The following is a 17,138-nucleotide window of genomic DNA, read 5'->3' on the forward strand; positions in this document are numbered from 1 at the left end:
TGACATGAGGGCCCCATGACGACCGGCTCGGGTCCGCGCACCGTGACGAGCGCGGCGCCGACGATCGGGACGGGCACCGGGACCACCGCGATCGGCCGCCGCATGGCGACGTGGCGAGACTGGCGCTCGTGGCCCGATCGCCTCACGAACCTCTGGCGGCGCTCTCTGCGGTTCCGCACCGTCCTCATCACCCTCGCCCTCACGGCGCTGACGATCCTCATCGCCTGCGTGTGGATGGCTCTCGCGATCCAGCACGACCTCTTCACCGCCGGCCGCGACCAGGCCACCGGCGGGGCGCTGCGGGCCACGCAGTCTGCGCAGGAGCGCCTCGACTCGGCCGAGCCGGGGAACGACCCCGTGCAGCTGCAGCTGCTGATGACGACCCTCAGCACCGATCTCGCCGAGCAGTCGGGCAGCGACCGGATCGCGATCTTCCGGATCGACCGGGCGTCTCGTATCGCGCCGCAGGACCTGGTGACCCCGGGCCTGCCGGAGGACGTGCTGAGCGAGGGTCTTCGCCAGAAGGTGCGGGCCGACGGCGACGTGCAGCAGTGGTGGCAGTCGGTGGCGCTCGAATCCGAGAACGGCGGCACCGTGCCCGGCATCGTCGTGGGCCAGCAGCTGTCGTTCCCGGTCGTCGGCGCGTACGAGGTCTACATCGCCTACGACCTCGCCGGCGAGTCGCAGATCCTCGCCTTCATCCAGGGCACCCTCTGGGTGGTCGGGGTCGGCCTGGTCATCCTCATCGGGCTCATCGCGTGGTTCGTCCTCCGCTCGGTCACCACGCCGATCGGGGAGGCCGCCGAGACCAGCGCGAAGCTCGCCCGCGGCGAACTGAACGTGCGGCTCCCGGTGCGGGGACAGGACGAGCTGGCGACCCTCGGCCAGTCCTTCAACGCGATGGCCGACAGCATCGAGTCGCAGATCAAGGAGCTCGCCGAGCTCTCCCTCGTCCAGCAGCGCTTCGTCTCCGACGTCTCGCACGAGCTGCGGACGCCGCTGACGACCATCCGGCTCGCCGCCGACATGATCAACGATCAGCGCGACTCGTTCGACCCCGCCACGGCGCGCGCCGCCGAGCTGCTGAACGCTCAGGTGCAGCGCTTCGAGACCCTCCTCACCGATCTGCTGGAGATCAGCCGCTACGACGCCGGGTCGATCCAGTTGGAGCTCGAGCCCACGAGTCTCGCGCACCTCGCGGGCGACGTCATCGAGTCGATGAGTCAGCTCGCCGAGCAGCACGGATCGGATGTCCGCCTGGTGGCTCCCGGGGGATATTCCCCGGTCGACATGGATCCCCGCCGGGTGCGGCGGATCGTCCGCAACCTCCTGGGCAACGCCATCGAGCACGGCGAGGGGCGTCCGATCGTCGTCACCGTCGACAGCGACCAGCAGGCGGTGGCGCTCGGGGTGCGCGACTTCGGGCTCGGGATGCGACCCGAGGAGGTCGAGCACGTGTTCGACCGGTTCTGGCGTGCCGACCCGTCCCGCAAGCGCACGATCGGCGGCACCGGTCTCGGCCTGTCGATCTCGCTCGGAGATGCACGCCTGCACGGCGGGGAACTCGCGGTCTGGTCGGAGCTCGGCCGGGGATCGCACTTCGTCCTCACACTGCCGCGCCTGGCGCAGGGTCTTCAGGGAGCCTCGCCCATCGCCGTCGTCCCGGGGGAGGACAACACCGCGCCGCTGGACGCCCTCGGGCTCACCCAACCGATCCAGGTGCTGTCCGAGAGTGCCGCGGGCGCGGCATCCTCCGGCGATGGCGGCCGGTCGCCGGGGGCATCGTGAAGCGCAGGGAGAGGGCCGTTCGCGCGATACGCGCCCTGGCTGTCGCCGTCGTCGCCGTTCTGGCGCTCACCGCGTGCGCGGGGCTTCCTCTCACGGGCACGGTGCAGGGCGGGCGCTCGACAGGGGAGCAGCTTCCGGGGCCCGACTTCCTGCGTCTTCCCGACCGGCCGCAGCCGGGTGCGACACCGGAGGAGATCGTCGACGGATTCCTCCGCGCGGGGGCGGGTCCGGTCAGCGACTGGGCCCGGGCGCGCGAGTTCCTCGCTCCCGCTCTTCGCGACACGTGGGATCCGACGGCCGGGGTCATCATCGAGCCCACCGGCACGACCCGCACCCCCGTGGCCGTCGGCGAGAACGCCGTCGAGGTGGCGGTCGCCCCGACGGCGACCGTGGACGCGACCGGGGTCTACGAACCGGCGACCGGCGGCACCCTGCCGCTACGGTTCGAACTGCTCCAACAGGCGGATGGCGAGTGGCGGATCAGCCAGGCTCCCGACGGCATCGTGCTCGACCGCGATTCGTTCGTCACCGCGTTCGACCGGTACACGCTCGCGTTCTTCGACCCGACCTGGGAGTACCTCGTTCCCGACGAGCGGTGGTTCCCGACGACGAATGCCCCGACACGCATCGCCGCGGCCCTCGTCGACGGTTCGCCGGTGGAGTGGCTGGCAGGATCAGTGGTCTCGGCCTTCCCCGACAGTGTGGCGCTCAGCCCGACAGCGGTCCCGGTCTCGCTGGGTGAGGCGCAGGTGAGTCTCAATGAGGCGGCGCTGACCCTCGAGCAGCTCACCCTCGACCGGATGCAGACCCAGCTCGATGAGAGCCTGGCATCGGCCGGGGTGACCCAGGTGCAGATGCGAGTGGGGTCCTCCGACGTCGATGCGGGAACGGTCGCGGTCCGCTCCACCCGCGTCGCGGCTCAGCCGCTCGTGGTCACCGCTGACGGATTCGGATTCCTCACGGGCGATGAGCTCGACCCGGTGCCGGGCCTCTCCGATGCCCTGGAGCAGGCCGCTCAGGTGGACGCGCTGCAGCTGTCGCCCGACCGGGTCTTCGCGGCCGCACGCTTCGCCGAGGACGGGTCGACGGGCCGCGTCGACGCCGACGGCGACGTGCAGGTGTTCGATCAGCGTCCCGGCCTGACCGCCCCGACGATCGATCCGTTCGGCTACGTCTGGACCGTGCCCGAAGCGACGCCGTCGGCGGTGCGGGCGTGGGTGCCGAGCGGACCGATCGAGATCGCGAACGCGTGGCCGGGCGCAGCGTCGATCTCGGCGATGGCCCTGTCGCGAGACGGGACGCGCCTGGCCGCGGCCGTGACCGTCGGAGGACGCACGACCCTCAGCGTCGCCGGCGTCATCAGGGACGGCGACGGGGTGCCGAGCGGCCTCGGCGACCCGGTTGTGCTCGGCGATCTCGAAGGCCCGGTGTCGTCGGTGGCCTGGCTCGACGACTCCTCGGTGGCCGCCCTCGTCGATGCCGGCACCGAGCCGCGCCTGCGGGAGCAGGTCGTGGGGGGCGAGGGGACGGAATCCGCGGCGCCCGTCGGGGCCGACACCCTCGCGGGTGGCAACTCCGCGTCGACGCTCCGGGTCCACACCGATCAGGGCGGACTGTTCATCCGCCGCGGCGCGAACTGGACGCAGACGGCGGAGGGCATCGCGGTGCTCGCGACCCAGCAGGGGTCGCCGCGCTGACTCCTCCCCAGGTGCGCGCGAAGCGACGTTGTCCACAGATCACGCGGCCGCGGCCAGGGTCCGCACGTGGAGGGGTCAAGCTGGCGGCATGCCGCTCCTGACCACCGTGTCCGAGTCGCTCGCAGACGCGCTCGCCCTCGTTCTCCCGGTCGAGTGCGCCGGATGCGACGCCGAGGATCAAGCGCTTTGCGGGGGGTGCCGCCGGGCGCTCGCCCCGCGGCCGACGAAGCGTCTGCTCGGCGACGAGATCTCCGCCTACAGCGCCCTCGCCTTCGAGGGGGTTCCCGCCCGCGTCATCCGCGGCCTCAAGGAAGACGGCCGCACCGCGCTCACCCGGCCGCTCGGACGGGCGCTGCGCGCCGCGGTCCTCGCCACGGGGGTGGCCGAGGACGCCATCCTCGTTCCGGTGCCGTCGTCGCGCGCGGCACTGCGTCGGCGCGGCTTCGCGGTGGCGCCGCTGCTGATCCGACGCGCCGGCTTCCGGGCCGTCGCCCTGCTCGCGCCGGCGCGCGTGACCGCCGATCAGCGGGGGCTCGACCGCGACGCCCGGGCGCGCAACGTGGCGGGGAGCCTGCGCGTGCGCGCGCGGCGCGCAGAGCTCGTGCGCGATCGCCCGATCGTGATCGTCGACGACGTCCTCACCACCGGAGCGACCCTCCTCGAGGCCGCCCGGACACTTCGATCGGCGGGCCTCGTCGTGGTCGCCGCGGCCACGGTCGCCGCGACGCCCCGGCGCTCATCCGCAACTCACAGGTGATCGGGTGGTGGTCGTGCGTGACAGCTGTGTGCCCCGGCACTACGTTGGGGGACACACGCACACTGCCGTGTAAACAGAGGCGACTGGTGGTCCGCCCTTGTCCGGGCGGACCGGATCAAGGAGGTCTGACATGGAGAGCAGCATCGTCGGCGTAGGGGTCGGTATCACCGATCGGTTCCGCTCGGTCGTCGAGGAGAAGGCGCCCCGGATCGAACACCTCGCGCCGCGAGCCCAGCGTCTGGACGTCAAGGTCACGCACCGCACCTACCGCAACGGTCACGTCGAGGACCACACGGTGGAACTCACCGTCACGGGAAAGGGCCCGATCGTGCGGGCGGAGGCGACCGACGCCGACAAGTTCACCGCCCTCGACCTCGCGGTCGACAAGCTCTGCGAGCAGTTGCGCCGCGCGAAGGACAAGCGGGTCGATGCACGCAATCACCCGCGTGGCCCGAAGTTCGAAAAGGGCACCGGATCACTCGAGGGGATCGACGTCGAACCCGCATCCGTCGACGTGCTCCGCGCCGTCGCCACCGGCGAGGTGCCGATCGTCAACGGCGAGTCGGACGAGGAGGACTACACCCCCGTCGTCATCCGCACGAAGGAATTCGGGGCGGAGTGGATGACGGTCGAAGACGCCGTGGACCGGATGGAACTCGTCGGACACGACTTCTTCCTCTTCATCGACGTCCGCACCGACCGCCCGAGCGTGGTCTACCGCCGCAAGGGCTGGGACTACGGCGTGATCTCGCTGTCCACGCAGGCGCAGCCGGCGGAGCTGGTCTCCTGACTCCCTGACGAAACGAGCGGATGCCCCGGGCGAAGGTCAGCCCGGGGCATCCGCTCGTTCGGCGTCCTTCAGGACGGCATCAGTCGATGAAACCGTCGAGCAGGCTGCCGATCACGAGGCCGCCGAGGATGCCGCCCATCAGGCCGCTCCCACCGCTGTTGCCGCGGCCGCCTCCCCAGCCTCCGCCCCACTGGTCGGGGCCGTTCTGCGGGCGGGACGAGTCGATGTCGCGCTGCGCGAGCTGCAGGGCTTCGCTGGCCAGGTGCGCGACGCGTCGCGACATCGTCATGGCCTGCTCGCGGTGGTCCTCGTCGATGTCGATCGCCGCCGACGCGGAGGTTCCGAGGTAGCGGTCGAGGTCGACGCGGATCCGCTCGGCCTCGGCGATCCGGGTGCGGGCGTCCGCGCCGATCCATCCGCGGTGGCCGGCGATGACGTCCCGCGCCACGGCGAGCTGCCGGTCGGCGTCGTCGATGGAGTGCCGCACGTGCGCGATGTCGGGGATCGGCCGAGCCGCACGTTCGCGCGCCTTGGCGACGGCATCGTCGAGGGCGATGTTCGCCGCGCGCAGGCGCGTCAGCTGGGCGAACGGGTCGGTGTTGACGCCGGCGGCGGGAAGGGCGGCCAGCGCCGCCTGCAGCTCGCCCATCGCCTGGGCCACACCCGCGGTCTGCGGTGCGGTGCGCGCCGCGATGAGGTCGCCGCGCGAGTCCTCCACGACGGCGGCGAGGGTCGATTCCGCTCGGAGCGCCTCGACTTCGAAGGTCTCGACGGCGTCGATGAGGGTCTCTGCGCGGCGCACCGCCTCGGTGCAGGCTTCGAGGGCCAGGTTGGCCTGCTCCCGCTGGCCGGCCTCGCGACGACGCTCGGCGATGCCTGAGCTGTGCTCGGCGAACCCGAGGAGCTGCTCGGCCTCCGCCGGATTGGCCTCGATCTGGCGAAGGGCTTCGTCGGAGTAGCGGGCCCCGAGTCGGGTCACGGTCTCTCGAGCCTGGGGCAGGCGTCCGCGCAGCCGATCGGCGTCGCGCCGGACGCCGGCGATGATCTCGGGCGCCCGGCGGGCGCGGGCGATCGGCTCCGCGAGGGCCTCGGTGCGGTCATCCAGCAGTTCCTCGGCCCACTCGCACAGCTGCACGATCCGGGCGTTCCGGGTGCGCAGCTCCTCGGGGGTGTCGGGGATCTCGTCGTGGTTGAGCTGGTGGAGGTGGAACGCCTCGCTCATGTGGGTGCGCACCGACTCCAGCGCTTCGCGCAGATCGGCGGTGGGACCGGTGCCGAGCTCGGCCTCGGCGAAGGCGAGCTCGTCGGTGGTGGAACGGATGCGCTCGTCGGTGGCGACGAGGGAGGACTGCGCCCGACGGGCGAGATCGGCGTCCTGCGCCGCGAGTTCTTCGCGTTCTTTCTTGCGACTGCCCCAGAATCCGGCCATGAACCGATCCTACGGTTCCCGTTCGGGCAGGCCGCTGGAGAACGGCTGGAGAACAGCGCGGTGACGGGGAGGCTTCGCCCACGGCGTAACCGATCCCGCGGTCACGGCCGCGGAGGGCGCCCTCGGCGAGGCCTGTCGGTCGCCAGCGTCACGCCGAACGAATGATCCGGATGCTGCGCCAGCACCGCCGCCGCGTGATCGAGCCAGCGCACCTCGGCCTCGAGCGCGTCACGTCGGGCCGTGAGGACGAGCGTGCGGCCGAGGGCACCGGCGCGCTCGGCGGCGCTCAGCTCCTCGCGCACCCGTGTCAGCTCCGCAGCGGAAGACAGGTGCTGCGTCGTCAGCACACCGTCGACGTCGACGCCCGGGAGGCTCGCGGCCAGGGCGACTTTCGCCGCGACATCCTCTCTCCCGGCGCCCCTGCGCGCGGCGGCGGCGCCGAACCACTCCGCGACGGCATCGGATCCCGCCGGGGTGATGCTCCAGTAGATGTGGCCCTGGGCGTCGGGTTCTCCCCGCATCACGAGTCCGTCGCGCTCGAGCCGCTCGAGGGTCCGGTAGATCTGGCCGACATTCATCGGCTGATCCGCGCCGGTGCGCCGCTCGTGCTCTGCGCGCAGCTGGTAGCCGTAACAGGGGCCCTGATCGAGGATCGCGAGCAGACTCTGCGGTGCCGACATCCGTCTCTCGCTTTCGCTGCAGGTGCGGCTCGAGTATATGCATACCCGGCAACATCTTTGCCGCTGCGGGCCCTCGCCCAGCCCACGCCAAGGTCACGGGTGGATAACATGGGGAGGTTCGCCCGACAGTATGGAGATTTCGTGGCCAATCCTCTCGAGAAACTGCTCCGCGCCGGCGAGGGCCGGATCCTGCGGCAGCTGCAGCGGATCGTGAAGGCGGTGAACGCCCTCGAAGAGGACTACGCGCAGCTCACCGACGAGGAGCTGCGCGGCGAGACCGCCGAACTGCGCGCCCGTCACGAGGCCGGCGAGACGCTGGACCAGCTGCTGCCCGAGGCCTTCGCCGCCGTGCGCGAAGCGGCCAAGCGCACGCTCGGTCAGCGGCACTACGACGTGCAGATCATGGGCGGCGCCGCCCTGCACCTCGGCAACATCGCCGAGATGAAGACCGGTGAGGGCAAGACGCTCGTGGCGACACTGCCCGCGTACCTCAACGCGATCGCCGGCAAGGGCGTCCACGTCATCACCGTCAACGACTTCCTCGCCAGCTACCAGTCCGAGCTCATGGGCCGCATCTTCCGGGCTCTCGGCATGACGACCGGCACGATCGTCTCGGGGCAGAACCCGCAGGTGCGCCGCGAGCAGTACAACGCCGACATCACGTACGGCACGAACAACGAGTTCGGCTTCGACTACCTGCGCGACAACATGGCGTGGCGCAAGGAAGACCTCGTCCAGCGCGGGCACTTCTTCGCCATCGTCGACGAGGTCGACTCGATCCTCATCGACGAGGCGCGCACTCCGCTCATCATCTCGGGTCCGTCCTCCGGCGAGGCCAACCGCTGGTTCACCGAGTTCGCCAAGATCGCACGGACGCTCGAACCCGGCGTCGACTACGAGATCGACGAGAAGAAGCGCACCGTCGGCGTGCTCGAGCCCGGCATCGAGAAGGTCGAGGACTACCTCGGCATCGACAACCTCTACGAGTCGGCCAACACTCCGCTGATCTCGTTCCTGAACAACTCCATCAAGGCGCTGGCCCTCTTCAAGCGCGACACCGATTACGTCGTCATGAACGACGAGGTCATGATCGTCGACGAGCACACCGGCCGCATCCTCGTCGGTCGTCGCTACAACGAGGGCATCCACCAGGCGATCGAGGCCAAGGAGGGCGTGCCGGTCAAGGCGGAGAACCAGACCCTCGCCACGGTGACGCTGCAGAACTACTTCCGCCTCTACGACAAGCTCTCGGGTATGACCGGCACCGCCGAGACCGAGGCCGCCGAGTTCATGTCGACCTACAAGCTCGGCGTCGTCCCCATCCCCACGAACAAGCCGATGGTCCGAAAAGACCAGTCCGACCTCGTCTACAAGAATGAGGAGGCGAAGTTCGCGCAGGTCGTCGAGGACATCGTCGAGCGTCACGCCAAGGGTCAGCCGGTGCTGGTCGGAACCGTCAGCGTCGAGAAGAGCGAGTACCTCTCCCGGCTTCTGGCCAAGAAGGGCGTCAAGCACGAGGTGCTCAACGCCAAGAACCACGCCCGTGAGGCCGAGATCGTCGCCCGCGCCGGGCGCCTGGGCGCCGTCACCGTCGCGACGAACATGGCCGGCCGCGGCACCGACATCATGCTCGGCGGGAACGCGGAGTTCCTCGCCGTGCAGGAGATGAAGGCCAAGGGCCTGGACTCGCTCGAGACCCCCGATGAGTACGAGGCGGAGTGGGACGGCGTCTACGAGGCCGTGCGCGAGCGCGTCTCGGAAGAGGCGGCGAAGGTCGTCGAGACCGGTGGCCTGTACGTGCTCGGCACCGAGCGGCACGAGTCCCGGCGCATCGACAACCAGCTGCGAGGTCGGTCGGGCCGCCAGGGCGACCCGGGCGAGAGCCGCTTCTACCTCTCGCTCACCGACGACCTCATGCGACTGTTCCAGTCGGGGGCGGCCGAGGCGATCATGGCACGGACCAACTTCCCCGACGACGTCGCGATCGAGTCGGGCATGGTCTCTCGCGCCATCAAGAGCGCGCAGTCGCAGGTCGAGGCGCGAAACGCCGAGATCCGAAAGAACGTGCTCAAGTACGACGACGTGCTGAACCGGCAGCGCGAGGCGATCTACGCCGACCGCCGCCACATCCTGCAGGGCGATGACATCGCCGACCGGGTGCAGCACTTCATCGAGGACGCGATCAACGCCGTCATCGACGACCACACCTCGTCGGGTCACACCGAGAGCTGGGACTTCGACGCCCTGTGGACCGAGCTGAAGACCCTCTACCCCGTGAGCGTCACGATCGACGAGGTCGTCGCCGAGGCCGGCAACAAGGGTCGCATCACTCCCGAGGTGCTCAAGCGAGAGCTGCTCTCCGACGCCAAGATCGCCTACGACAACCGCGAGGAGTCGCTCGGATCCCCGGCGATGCGTGAACTCGAGCGCCGCGTCGTGCTGCAGGTGCTCGACCGCCGTTGGCGCGACCACCTCTACGAGATGGACTACCTCAAGGACGGCATCGGCCTGCGGGCGATGGCCCAGCGCGACCCGCTGATCGAGTATCAGCGCGAGGGCTACCAGATGTTCCAGGCGATGATGGGCCAGATCAAGGAGGAGTCTGTCGGCTACCTCTACAACCTGGACGTCGAGGTGCGGCGTGCCGGCGAGGGCGACCAGCCCGCCGAGGTCGAGGCCAAGGGCCTGGGCGCGGTGCCCGTCGAAGGCGAGCGGCTGCAGTACTCCGCGGCCAACGACGCCGGTGAGGTCGAGGTGCGCAACGACCGCGGTCAGGTGCAGCAGGCCGCGACCAACCGCATCCGTCAGGCCGCGGCCGCGGCCACCGCCGTCGCCGAGCCGCCCCAGGCCGAAGCGCCCCGCGGCGCCTTCGGGCAGCGGACCGGAGCCGACGCCGGCGGCGGACAGACTGCCGCCCCGCAGAATCGTGCGGAGCGTCGCGCCGCAGGTAAGAAGCGCTAAGGTCCGCGGCGGTCCACGGGCCGGCGATTGGACGGCTGCGGCCGTCGGTGACGGCCGATCCGCCGCCGCTATCCTGAACCGATGACGCTCCTTCGCCCGCTCGACCAATCGCGCAAGCTCCGCGACGTTCTCTACGAGATCCGCGGTCAGGCACTGGTGGAGGCTCAGCGGCTGGAGGCCGAGGGTCACAACATCCTGAAGCTGAACACCGGCAACCCCGCGGCGTTCGGGTTCGAGGCGCCCTATCAGATCGTCCGCGACATGATCGATGCGGTGCCCCATGCCCACGGGTACAGCGACAGCCGCGGCATCATGTCCGCGCGGCTCGCGGTGGTGTACCGGTACGAACAGACGCCCGGGTTCCCGCAGGTCGACCCCGACGACGTCTACCTCGGCAACGGTGTGTCCGAGCTCATCACGATGACCATGCAGTCGCTCCTCGACGAGGGCGACGAGGTGCTCATCCCTGCGCCCGACTACCCGCTGTGGACCGCGATGACGAGCCTCGGCGGCGGAACGCCGGTGCACTATCGCTGCGACGAGTCAGCGGGGTGGCAACCCGACCTCGAAGACATCCGCTCCAAGATCACCGAGCGTACGAAGGCGATCGTGGTGATCAACCCCAACAACCCCACCGGAGCGGTGTACACCCGCGAGGTGCTCGAGGGCATCGCCGACATCGCCCGAGAGCACTCGCTGCTGCTCCTGGCCGACGAGATCTACGACCGCATCGTCTTCGACGGCGCCGAGCACATCCCGATGGCCGCCGTCGCCCCCGACCTGCTGTGCCTCACCTTCAACGGGCTGAGCAAGACCTACCGGGTCGCGGGCTACCGGTCAGGATGGCTCGTGATCACCGGGCCGAAGGATCACGCCGCGGGCTTCCTCGAGGGCATCACCCTGCTCGCCTCGACGCGGCTCTGCCCCAACGTCCCCGCACAGCACGCCGTGCAGGCTGCGCTCTCGGGCATCCAGTCGATCGACGCGCTCATCGCGCCGACCGGCCGGCTGCACGAACAGCGGGATGCGGCCTGGGAGGGGCTGGAGGCCATTCCCGGGGTGACCTGCGTTCGGCCGGCGGGTGCGCTGTACGCCTTCCCGCGGTTCGATCCCGAGGTGTACGAGATCCGCGACGACGCGAAGCTCGTCTACGACTTCCTCGTCGCCGAGCACGTGCTCCTCGTGCAGGGGACGGGCTTCAACTGGCCGACGCCCGACCACGTGCGCATCGTCACGCTGCCCGAGGCACGGGTGCTCAGCGAGGCGATCGAGCGGCTCGGCAACTTCCTGGCGTCGTACCGCCAGTAGACCCACGAGTCACTCACCGACCTGCGGGTCAGAGCAGGGCGAGCGAGGTCGTGCGCCAGCGACCGTCCATGCCCTCCAGTCGCACTGCCACGGCCCGGGTGCGGGCCGGGCCCGCGACCACCACGACGCCCTCGATGATGCCGTCGGCGGGTGAGGAGTGCCGGATGCTGAGGATCTGGTGCACCGGCCGCTTGGCCGGCACCCCGCGGGCGCTCCGGGCGCGGGCGGCGAGGTTGGCCCGCGTGAGGAGCTTGCGATACGCATCCTCCGTCAGCCAGCGCGCGAGCTGCTCCACCTCGCGCACCCCGGCGAAGACCTCGAGGACGCCGCGGGTGAGGTTCTCGATGAAGACCTGCGGATCCGGAAGCGCTTCGGTCGAGGTGCGCTGCGGTGCGAAGTACTCCGAAAGCTCTCGCGCACCCGTGGGTGGTTTGGGTGCACGGGCCGGTGCCGGCGGCGTCGGTGCCATCTCTCGCCAATCTCGTCAGGACATCGGTTGCCGAAAAGTAGAACACACGGGCAACTCTCAGAAAGAGCCCGGAAAGCCCCTGGGGATAAGTTCTCATCGACTCCTCACGTTCTGCTCTACTCTCTCGGGGTGCGATGGGACCGCTTCTTCGACGACCTCGAAGACCAGCTCGCCTCCGAATGGGAGGCTGAGCGGGCCGCCCTCGACACCGAGGCCGAGCGCCTGCGGCTGTCCCGCCTCGAGATGCGTCAGCGTCTGACTGCGCTTCAGGCGTCGACGTCCGACGTCGCGGCTTCGTGGGAGCTGAGCGACGGTTCGACCTTGCGTGCGGACCTCGCCGGCGTCGGTGCCGACTGGGTGGCGTTGAGCGAGACAGGTCGGCGGGCCGGCGTCATCCTCGTTCCCCTCTTCGCGATCGTGGGGATCCGGATGAGCCAGCCCGACCTCCTCCGCACCGCTCGCGCCGACTCCGTCGCCTCCTCGAGCCTCGCCGGTCGGATGACGTTCGGCTTCGTCGTGCGTGATCTCGTGCGACGCCGCGCAGCGGTGGCGCTCCAGCTGTCATCCGGCCGAGGCTTGACGGGGACGATCGACCGGGCCGGAGCCGACCACCTCGACATCGCCCTCCACGAGCCCGGTTCGCCGCGGCGGGCGGGGGAGGTGACGGGGTACCGGATGGTGCCCTTCTCTGCGCTGGCATGGCTCCGAGCCGAGGAGGGGGTCAGCGTCCTCTGACGCCTTCGGACGCCGTCAGTCGGGGTTGCGGACGAAACCGGTACCCCACAGCTCCGGGAAGCTGGCTTCCTGGGACTGATGCCAAAGGGCGATCCGCCGGGCCTCCTCGGCCTGATCGTCGAGGTAGTCGGTCACGCTCTTCTCCTCCACGCGCCAGCGGGCGGGGGATCCGACCCGCGCTCCGCGGAGTCGGCGCTCATGGACGAGCGCGATCACCTCGTCCACCGAGACGCCCAGCACTTCGGCGACCTGGGCGGGCGCCAGCATGCGCACGTCGGCGGACGGGGATTCGGGCATGACCCCCATTATCGTCGCGGGCCTGCGCGGGCCGAGGAGCCCGCGCGGCGCTGTGGATAACGCCCGGCTGTGGATAACGCGCCGGCCCGTTCCTCGGCCTGAGCGAACATGGCCTCATGACCGCTGTGGATACCGGCCGCCGCCACCGCGCCTTCTGGGCCGACGCACGCTTCCTCCTCGGCATCCTGCTCATCGTGGCCTCCGTGGCCGGCGTCTGGTTCGTCGTTTCGGCGGCGCGGCAGACCGTACCCGTCGTCGTCGCCGCCCGCACGATCGTGTCGGGCGAGGTCGTCTCGACCGATGATGTGCGGGTCGAAGAGGTGGCTCTCGGCGCGATCGAGGGGTCGTACCTCGATCCCACGTCCTGGGAAGGCTCGCTGGAGGAGGGGATGGTGGCCACCCGCACCATCGCCTCCGACGAACTGGTGCCGCGCAGCGCCGTCGAGTCCGCCGACGCGGTGCGCACCACCACCGTCGTCCTCCGCAGCTCCGTCGACGTCCCGGCGGCGGTCGAGGCGGGATCGGTGGTGGAGGTGTGGGCCGCTCCGCTCGTGGAACCGGGCACCTACGATGTGCCGCGGATCCTCGTGGCCGATGCCACGGTGGCCTCCGTCGCACGCGACGATTCGATGATCGGCGGGGGCGCCGCGGCCCTGGAGATCGTCATCCCCCGGGCAGACGTCGCCGTCGTGCTCGAGGCCATGTCCGACGAGTCCGCCCTCTCGGTCGTGCCGGCCGTCGGAGGCGCACGATGAAGGTGCTCGTCGCCGTCGATGAACCGCGCGGGGCGGATCTCGCCGACCAGCTCGCGGCGGAGGACATCGAGGTCGTGGCGGTCGTCGCCGCCGATGCGTTGGCCCTCGCCGGGGAGGATGCCGCCTACGGCAGCGATGCCCGCATCACCGCGGTGGCGCTCCGCGAGGTGGAGGCGGTCATCCTGCAGGCCGATCGGCGGACCATGACCGCTGCCGCGGTGGCGCTCTGCGATCGTCAGGGCGTCCGCATCGTGGCGTTGTGTGCGCGGGACGCCGACCGGCCCCTCGTCGACGCGTACGGAGTGTCGTCGACCCTGACGCTGACCGACCCCGGCTGGCGGATCGCCGAGGCGCTCACCATGGCCGGCCTGACACGCGGCAGCGCCTCTGCCCCGGCCGCCGCCGACGAACCGGGCGCCGAGCCCGGGCGTCCGTCGCCCCGTGTCATCGCCGTGTGGGGTCCCGCCGGGTCGCCGGGTCGATCCACGGTCGCCGTCGAGCTCGCGCTCGAACTGGCCCGCGGCGGACGACGCGTCGCCCTCGTGGATGCCGACGCGCACGCCCCCGCTCTCGCTCTCGCCCTTGGTCTCGCCGACGAAGGACCCGGCTTCGCCGCGGCCTGTCGTCACGCGGGGCGCGGCGAGCTGACCACCGCCGAACTCGAACGCATCAGCACCCCGCTGGGTCAGACCGGCGTGCGCGTTCTCACCGGCATCAACCGCCCGTCGCGGTGGCCCGAGCTCTCGCACGCCCGCGTGGCGGCCGCGTTGGAGGCCTGCCGCAGCTGGGTGGAGTTCACCGTCGTCGACGTCTCGTCGTCGCTCGAACGCGACGAAGAGATCGTCAGCGACCTCGACGGGCCGCGCCGCAATGCCGCGACGCTTGCGGCGCTCGACGTGGCCGACCAGGTCGTCGCGGTCGCGGCGGCAGACCCCGTCGGCATCGCCCGTTTCCTCCGCGGCTACACCGAACTGCGCGCGACCGTCGGGTCGACTCCCGTCGCCGTGCTCGCGAACCGCCTTCGGCCGGGAGCCCTCGGCATCGACGCGCGGGGCCAGGTGCGCCGCACCCTCGACCGGTTCGCCGGCATCCGCGACGTGTGGTTCGTCCCCTACGACGCCCGCTCCGCCGATGCGGCCCTCCTCGCCGGGCGACCCATCGCCGAGGTCGCGCCGCGCTCGCCGTTCGCGGCGGCGATGCGACGGTTCGTGGGCGAGACCCTCGCGCCGCCGGCACCCGGCGTTTCGCGGCGCGAGCAGCGCGAGAGGAGCATCCGCCGGGCTCCCGGCAGACGTGAACGCGCCGTGCGCGGAGACGACCGGGCTTCCGAGCGGCCGCTTGACCACCGGGCGCAGCGCCGCGGAGCCGTCGCCGTCCCGAAAGCGCGCTGAGCTCGCGCATCCGTCCCCGCACCGGATGGCACCGCCACCGCGCATAGGCTGGGAGCCGTGTCGACGCTCAGTGATCTCGTGTACGCGCAGGGCCGCTCCCGGTCGGAGGAGGTCGAGTGGCTCCACCGCCTCGCGGGCGACGGGCAGCTCTTGGCCGACCTGGCCTTCGCCGACATCGTGATCTGGGTGCCCACCGCCGACGATTCGTTCGTCGCGGTTGCGCACACGAGGCCCAGCGGCGCCGCGACGCTGTTCTACCGCGACATCGTCAGCGACCGGGTCCGCCCCCAGTGGGCGACCCAGGTGCGCGATGCCTTCGTCTCGGGCCGCATCGTCGACTCCGCCTCACCGGACTGGTTCGAAGAGACACCCACCCGCGTGCGGGCCGTACCGATCGTGCGTCGAAGCGGAGAGACGGTCGAGACGGTCGGCGTGCTCACCCGCCACACCAACCTCGGCGAGACACGCACACCGTCCAGGCAGCAGATCACCTTCAACGACTGCGCCGACGATCTGTTCGGCATGATCGCCTCGGGCGAGTTCCCCGACCTGTCGACGCCCACCGCGCCGCGGCGCGGCGCGCCCCGCGCGTCGGACGGGCTCATCCGCATCGACCCCGCGGGCGTCGTCACCTTCGCCAGCCCCAACGCGCTGTCGGCCTTCAACCGGATGGGCTTCGACGACGAGCTCGAGGGCGAGTCGCTGGTGGAGGTCACCACCCGCATCCTCACGACGCGACGCGAGTTCGACGAGTCGCTGCCCCTGGTGGTCACCGGGCGGGCACCGTGGCGCGCCGACATCGAGGCGCAGGGGGTCACGGTGTCGCTGCGGACCATCCCGCTCCGCGATCGCGGCACGCGCATCGGCGCGATCGTGCTGTGCCGCGACGTCACCGAGCTCCGCCATCAGGAGCAGGAGCTCATCACCAAGGACGCCACGATCCGCGAGATCCACCACCGGGTGAAGAACAACCTGCAGACGGTGGCTTCGCTGCTGCGGATCCAGGCGCGGCGCTCGCATTCCGACGAGGCGCGCGAGGCGCTCACGCAGGCCATGCGCCGGGTGTCGGCGATCGCGGTCGTCCACGACACCCTGTCGGAGGGACTCACCCAGAGCGTGGACTTCGACGACGTGTTCGCACGCGTGCTGAAGCTCGTCGCCGAGGTCGCCGCCGCCGCGCCCAACACCCGCGCGCGCACGCGCTCGACCGGTCGGTTCGGCACTCTGCCGAGCGCGTACGCGACCCCGCTCGCCCTCGCGCTGACCGAGCTCGTCACCAACGCGGTCGAGCACGGACTGGCGGGACGGGAGGGCGACGTGGAGATCCTCGCCGACCGCACCGATGAGCGGCTCGAAGTGCGGGTCCGCGACAACGGCGTGGGGCTGCCCGAGGGTCTGGTCGGGCGCGGGCTCGGGACGCAGATCGTGCGCACGCTCATCCAGGGCGAACTCGGGGGCACGATCGACTGGCACACGCTGGTCGGCAGCGGCACCGAGGTCACGATCGAGATCCCCCTGCGCTACATCGAGCGGATGCAGGGCTGAGTCGTCGCGGCCATTCCGTGACCCGTCACGGAACGTCCTTTCCCGGCGCGTGCGGGCGCATTTCTTGACGAGTCGCGGGGAATGGACTCCTCGGAGGGGTCGCGGGGAACGCACACCTCGGACGGCATGGCCCCCGGGCGAACCCGGCCGCGGAGGGGCGCGCGTCAGCTCGCGCGACGGGCGCGCGCGGCGCGGCGCTTCAGGGCGCGACGCTCATCTTCGGACAGTCCGCCCCAGACGCCGGAGTCCTGGCCGCTCTCGAGGGCGTACTGCAGGCACGTCTCGGTGACGGTGCACCGGGCGCAGACCGACTTCGCCTTCTCGATCTGGTCGACGGCAGGCCCGGTGTTCCCGACGGGGAAGAACAGCTCGGGGTCGACGGTGAGGCAGGCGGCCTTGTCGCGCCAATCCATGGTGGTGCTCCTTGATGCAGAATGGTGGGGGGAAATGGTATGTCCCGAAACCGGGGCCGATACCCTGTGGGAGTGCGAGCGGTTGCTCGCCCCACGTCGCTGTGGGAGCACACGGCTTGTTCA

The 17,138-nt window shown here is 70.8% G+C and carries 15 protein-coding genes; 10 read left to right on the forward strand and 5 right to left on the reverse strand.

What is annotated here, in order from left to right; all coding sequences use genetic code 11:
- The first annotated feature begins 15 nt into the window (after positions 1-15).
- The 4 genes from mtrB (at position 16) to hpf (ending at position 5,032) form a co-directional block, all read left to right on the forward strand.
- Entirely contained in the window at positions 16-1,788 is a 1,773-nt protein-coding gene (gene mtrB, locus V6S02_RS03165) for an MtrAB system histidine kinase MtrB (protein WP_442927890.1), read from the forward strand.
- A complete protein-coding gene (locus V6S02_RS03170; protein ID WP_336399847.1) occupies positions 1,785-3,485 on the forward strand; it encodes an LpqB family beta-propeller domain-containing protein in 1,701 nt (566 codons plus the stop codon). Before mtrB ends, V6S02_RS03170 begins: the two co-directional genes overlap by 4 nt.
- 88 nt (positions 3,486-3,573) lie before the next feature.
- Positions 3,574-4,242, forward strand: a complete 669-nt coding sequence (locus V6S02_RS03175; protein ID WP_124292753.1) for a ComF family protein — start codon at positions 3,574-3,576, stop codon at positions 4,240-4,242.
- A 130-nt stretch (positions 4,243-4,372) separates the two neighbouring features.
- Positions 4,373-5,032 carry a ribosome hibernation-promoting factor, HPF/YfiA family gene (gene hpf, locus V6S02_RS03180; protein ID WP_124292754.1) on the forward strand — a complete coding sequence of 220 codons (660 nt, stop codon included), beginning with the start codon at positions 4,373-4,375 and terminating at the stop codon, positions 5,030-5,032.
- A gap of 79 nt (positions 5,033-5,111) precedes the next feature.
- Here hpf and V6S02_RS03185 read toward each other — a convergent pair whose 3' ends face one another.
- Complete coding sequence (locus V6S02_RS03185; protein WP_336399848.1) at positions 5,112-6,461, reverse strand: hypothetical protein; 1,350 nt, start codon at positions 6,459-6,461, stop codon at positions 5,112-5,114.
- Between the two features lie 101 nt (positions 6,462-6,562).
- Positions 6,563-7,141 (reverse strand): PadR family transcriptional regulator, encoded by a 579-nt coding sequence (locus V6S02_RS03190; protein WP_336399849.1) that lies wholly within the window; start codon positions 7,139-7,141, stop codon positions 6,563-6,565.
- 141 nt (positions 7,142-7,282) lie between these two features.
- Between V6S02_RS03190 and secA the strand changes: the two genes are divergently transcribed.
- The gene (gene secA, locus V6S02_RS03195; protein ID WP_336399850.1) at positions 7,283-10,102 is read left to right on the forward strand and encodes a preprotein translocase subunit SecA; all 2,820 of its coding nucleotides are present in this window, start codon (positions 7,283-7,285) and stop codon (positions 10,100-10,102) included.
- An 81-nt stretch (positions 10,103-10,183) separates the two neighbouring features.
- Positions 10,184-11,410 (forward strand): pyridoxal phosphate-dependent aminotransferase, encoded by a 1,227-nt coding sequence (locus V6S02_RS03200; RefSeq protein ID WP_124292758.1) that lies wholly within the window; start codon positions 10,184-10,186, stop codon positions 11,408-11,410.
- Between the two features lie 28 nt (positions 11,411-11,438).
- Here the strand turns inward: V6S02_RS03200 and V6S02_RS03205 are convergent, their stop codons facing one another.
- On the reverse strand, positions 11,439-11,879 hold the full coding sequence (locus V6S02_RS03205) for an Rv3235 family protein (protein WP_124292759.1): 441 nt from the start codon (positions 11,877-11,879) through the stop codon (positions 11,439-11,441).
- 129 nt (positions 11,880-12,008) lie between these two features.
- Here V6S02_RS03205 and V6S02_RS03210 point away from each other — a divergent pair, with 129 nt between their 5' ends.
- Positions 12,009-12,614, forward strand: a complete 606-nt coding sequence (locus tag V6S02_RS03210) for a hypothetical protein (protein ID WP_336399851.1) — start codon at positions 12,009-12,011, stop codon at positions 12,612-12,614.
- A 15-nt stretch (positions 12,615-12,629) separates the two neighbouring features.
- Here V6S02_RS03210 and V6S02_RS03215 read toward each other — a convergent pair whose 3' ends face one another.
- Entirely contained in the window at positions 12,630-12,911 is a 282-nt protein-coding gene (locus V6S02_RS03215; RefSeq protein ID WP_200829948.1) for a helix-turn-helix domain-containing protein, read from the reverse strand.
- A 116-nt stretch (positions 12,912-13,027) separates the two neighbouring features.
- Between V6S02_RS03215 and V6S02_RS03220 the strand changes: the two genes are divergently transcribed.
- From V6S02_RS03220 to V6S02_RS03230, 3 genes are read left to right on the forward strand one after another with little or no spacing between them, the layout of a single operon-like run.
- On the forward strand, positions 13,028-13,666 hold the full coding sequence (locus tag V6S02_RS03220; RefSeq protein WP_336399852.1) for a flagella basal body P-ring formation protein FlgA: 639 nt from the start codon (positions 13,028-13,030) through the stop codon (positions 13,664-13,666).
- A complete protein-coding gene (locus V6S02_RS03225; RefSeq protein ID WP_336399853.1) occupies positions 13,663-15,057 on the forward strand; it encodes an AAA family ATPase in 1,395 nt (464 codons plus the stop codon). Before V6S02_RS03220 ends, V6S02_RS03225 begins: the two co-directional genes overlap by 4 nt.
- A 57-nt stretch (positions 15,058-15,114) precedes the next feature.
- Positions 15,115-16,602: a sensor histidine kinase gene (locus tag V6S02_RS03230; RefSeq protein ID WP_124292763.1), complete on the forward strand. Its 1,488-nt coding sequence runs from the start codon at positions 15,115-15,117 to the stop codon at positions 16,600-16,602.
- A 164-nt stretch (positions 16,603-16,766) separates the two neighbouring features.
- Here V6S02_RS03230 and V6S02_RS03235 read toward each other — a convergent pair whose 3' ends face one another.
- Positions 16,767-17,015 carry a WhiB family transcriptional regulator gene (locus tag V6S02_RS03235; RefSeq protein WP_124292764.1) on the reverse strand — a complete coding sequence of 83 codons (249 nt, stop codon included), beginning with the start codon at positions 17,013-17,015 and terminating at the stop codon, positions 16,767-16,769.
- Positions 17,016-17,138 lie beyond the last annotated feature (123 nt).

The organism is Microbacterium sp. CCNWLW134, from assembly GCF_037083565.1.
GTDB lineage: Bacteria > Actinomycetota > Actinomycetes > Actinomycetales > Microbacteriaceae > Microbacterium.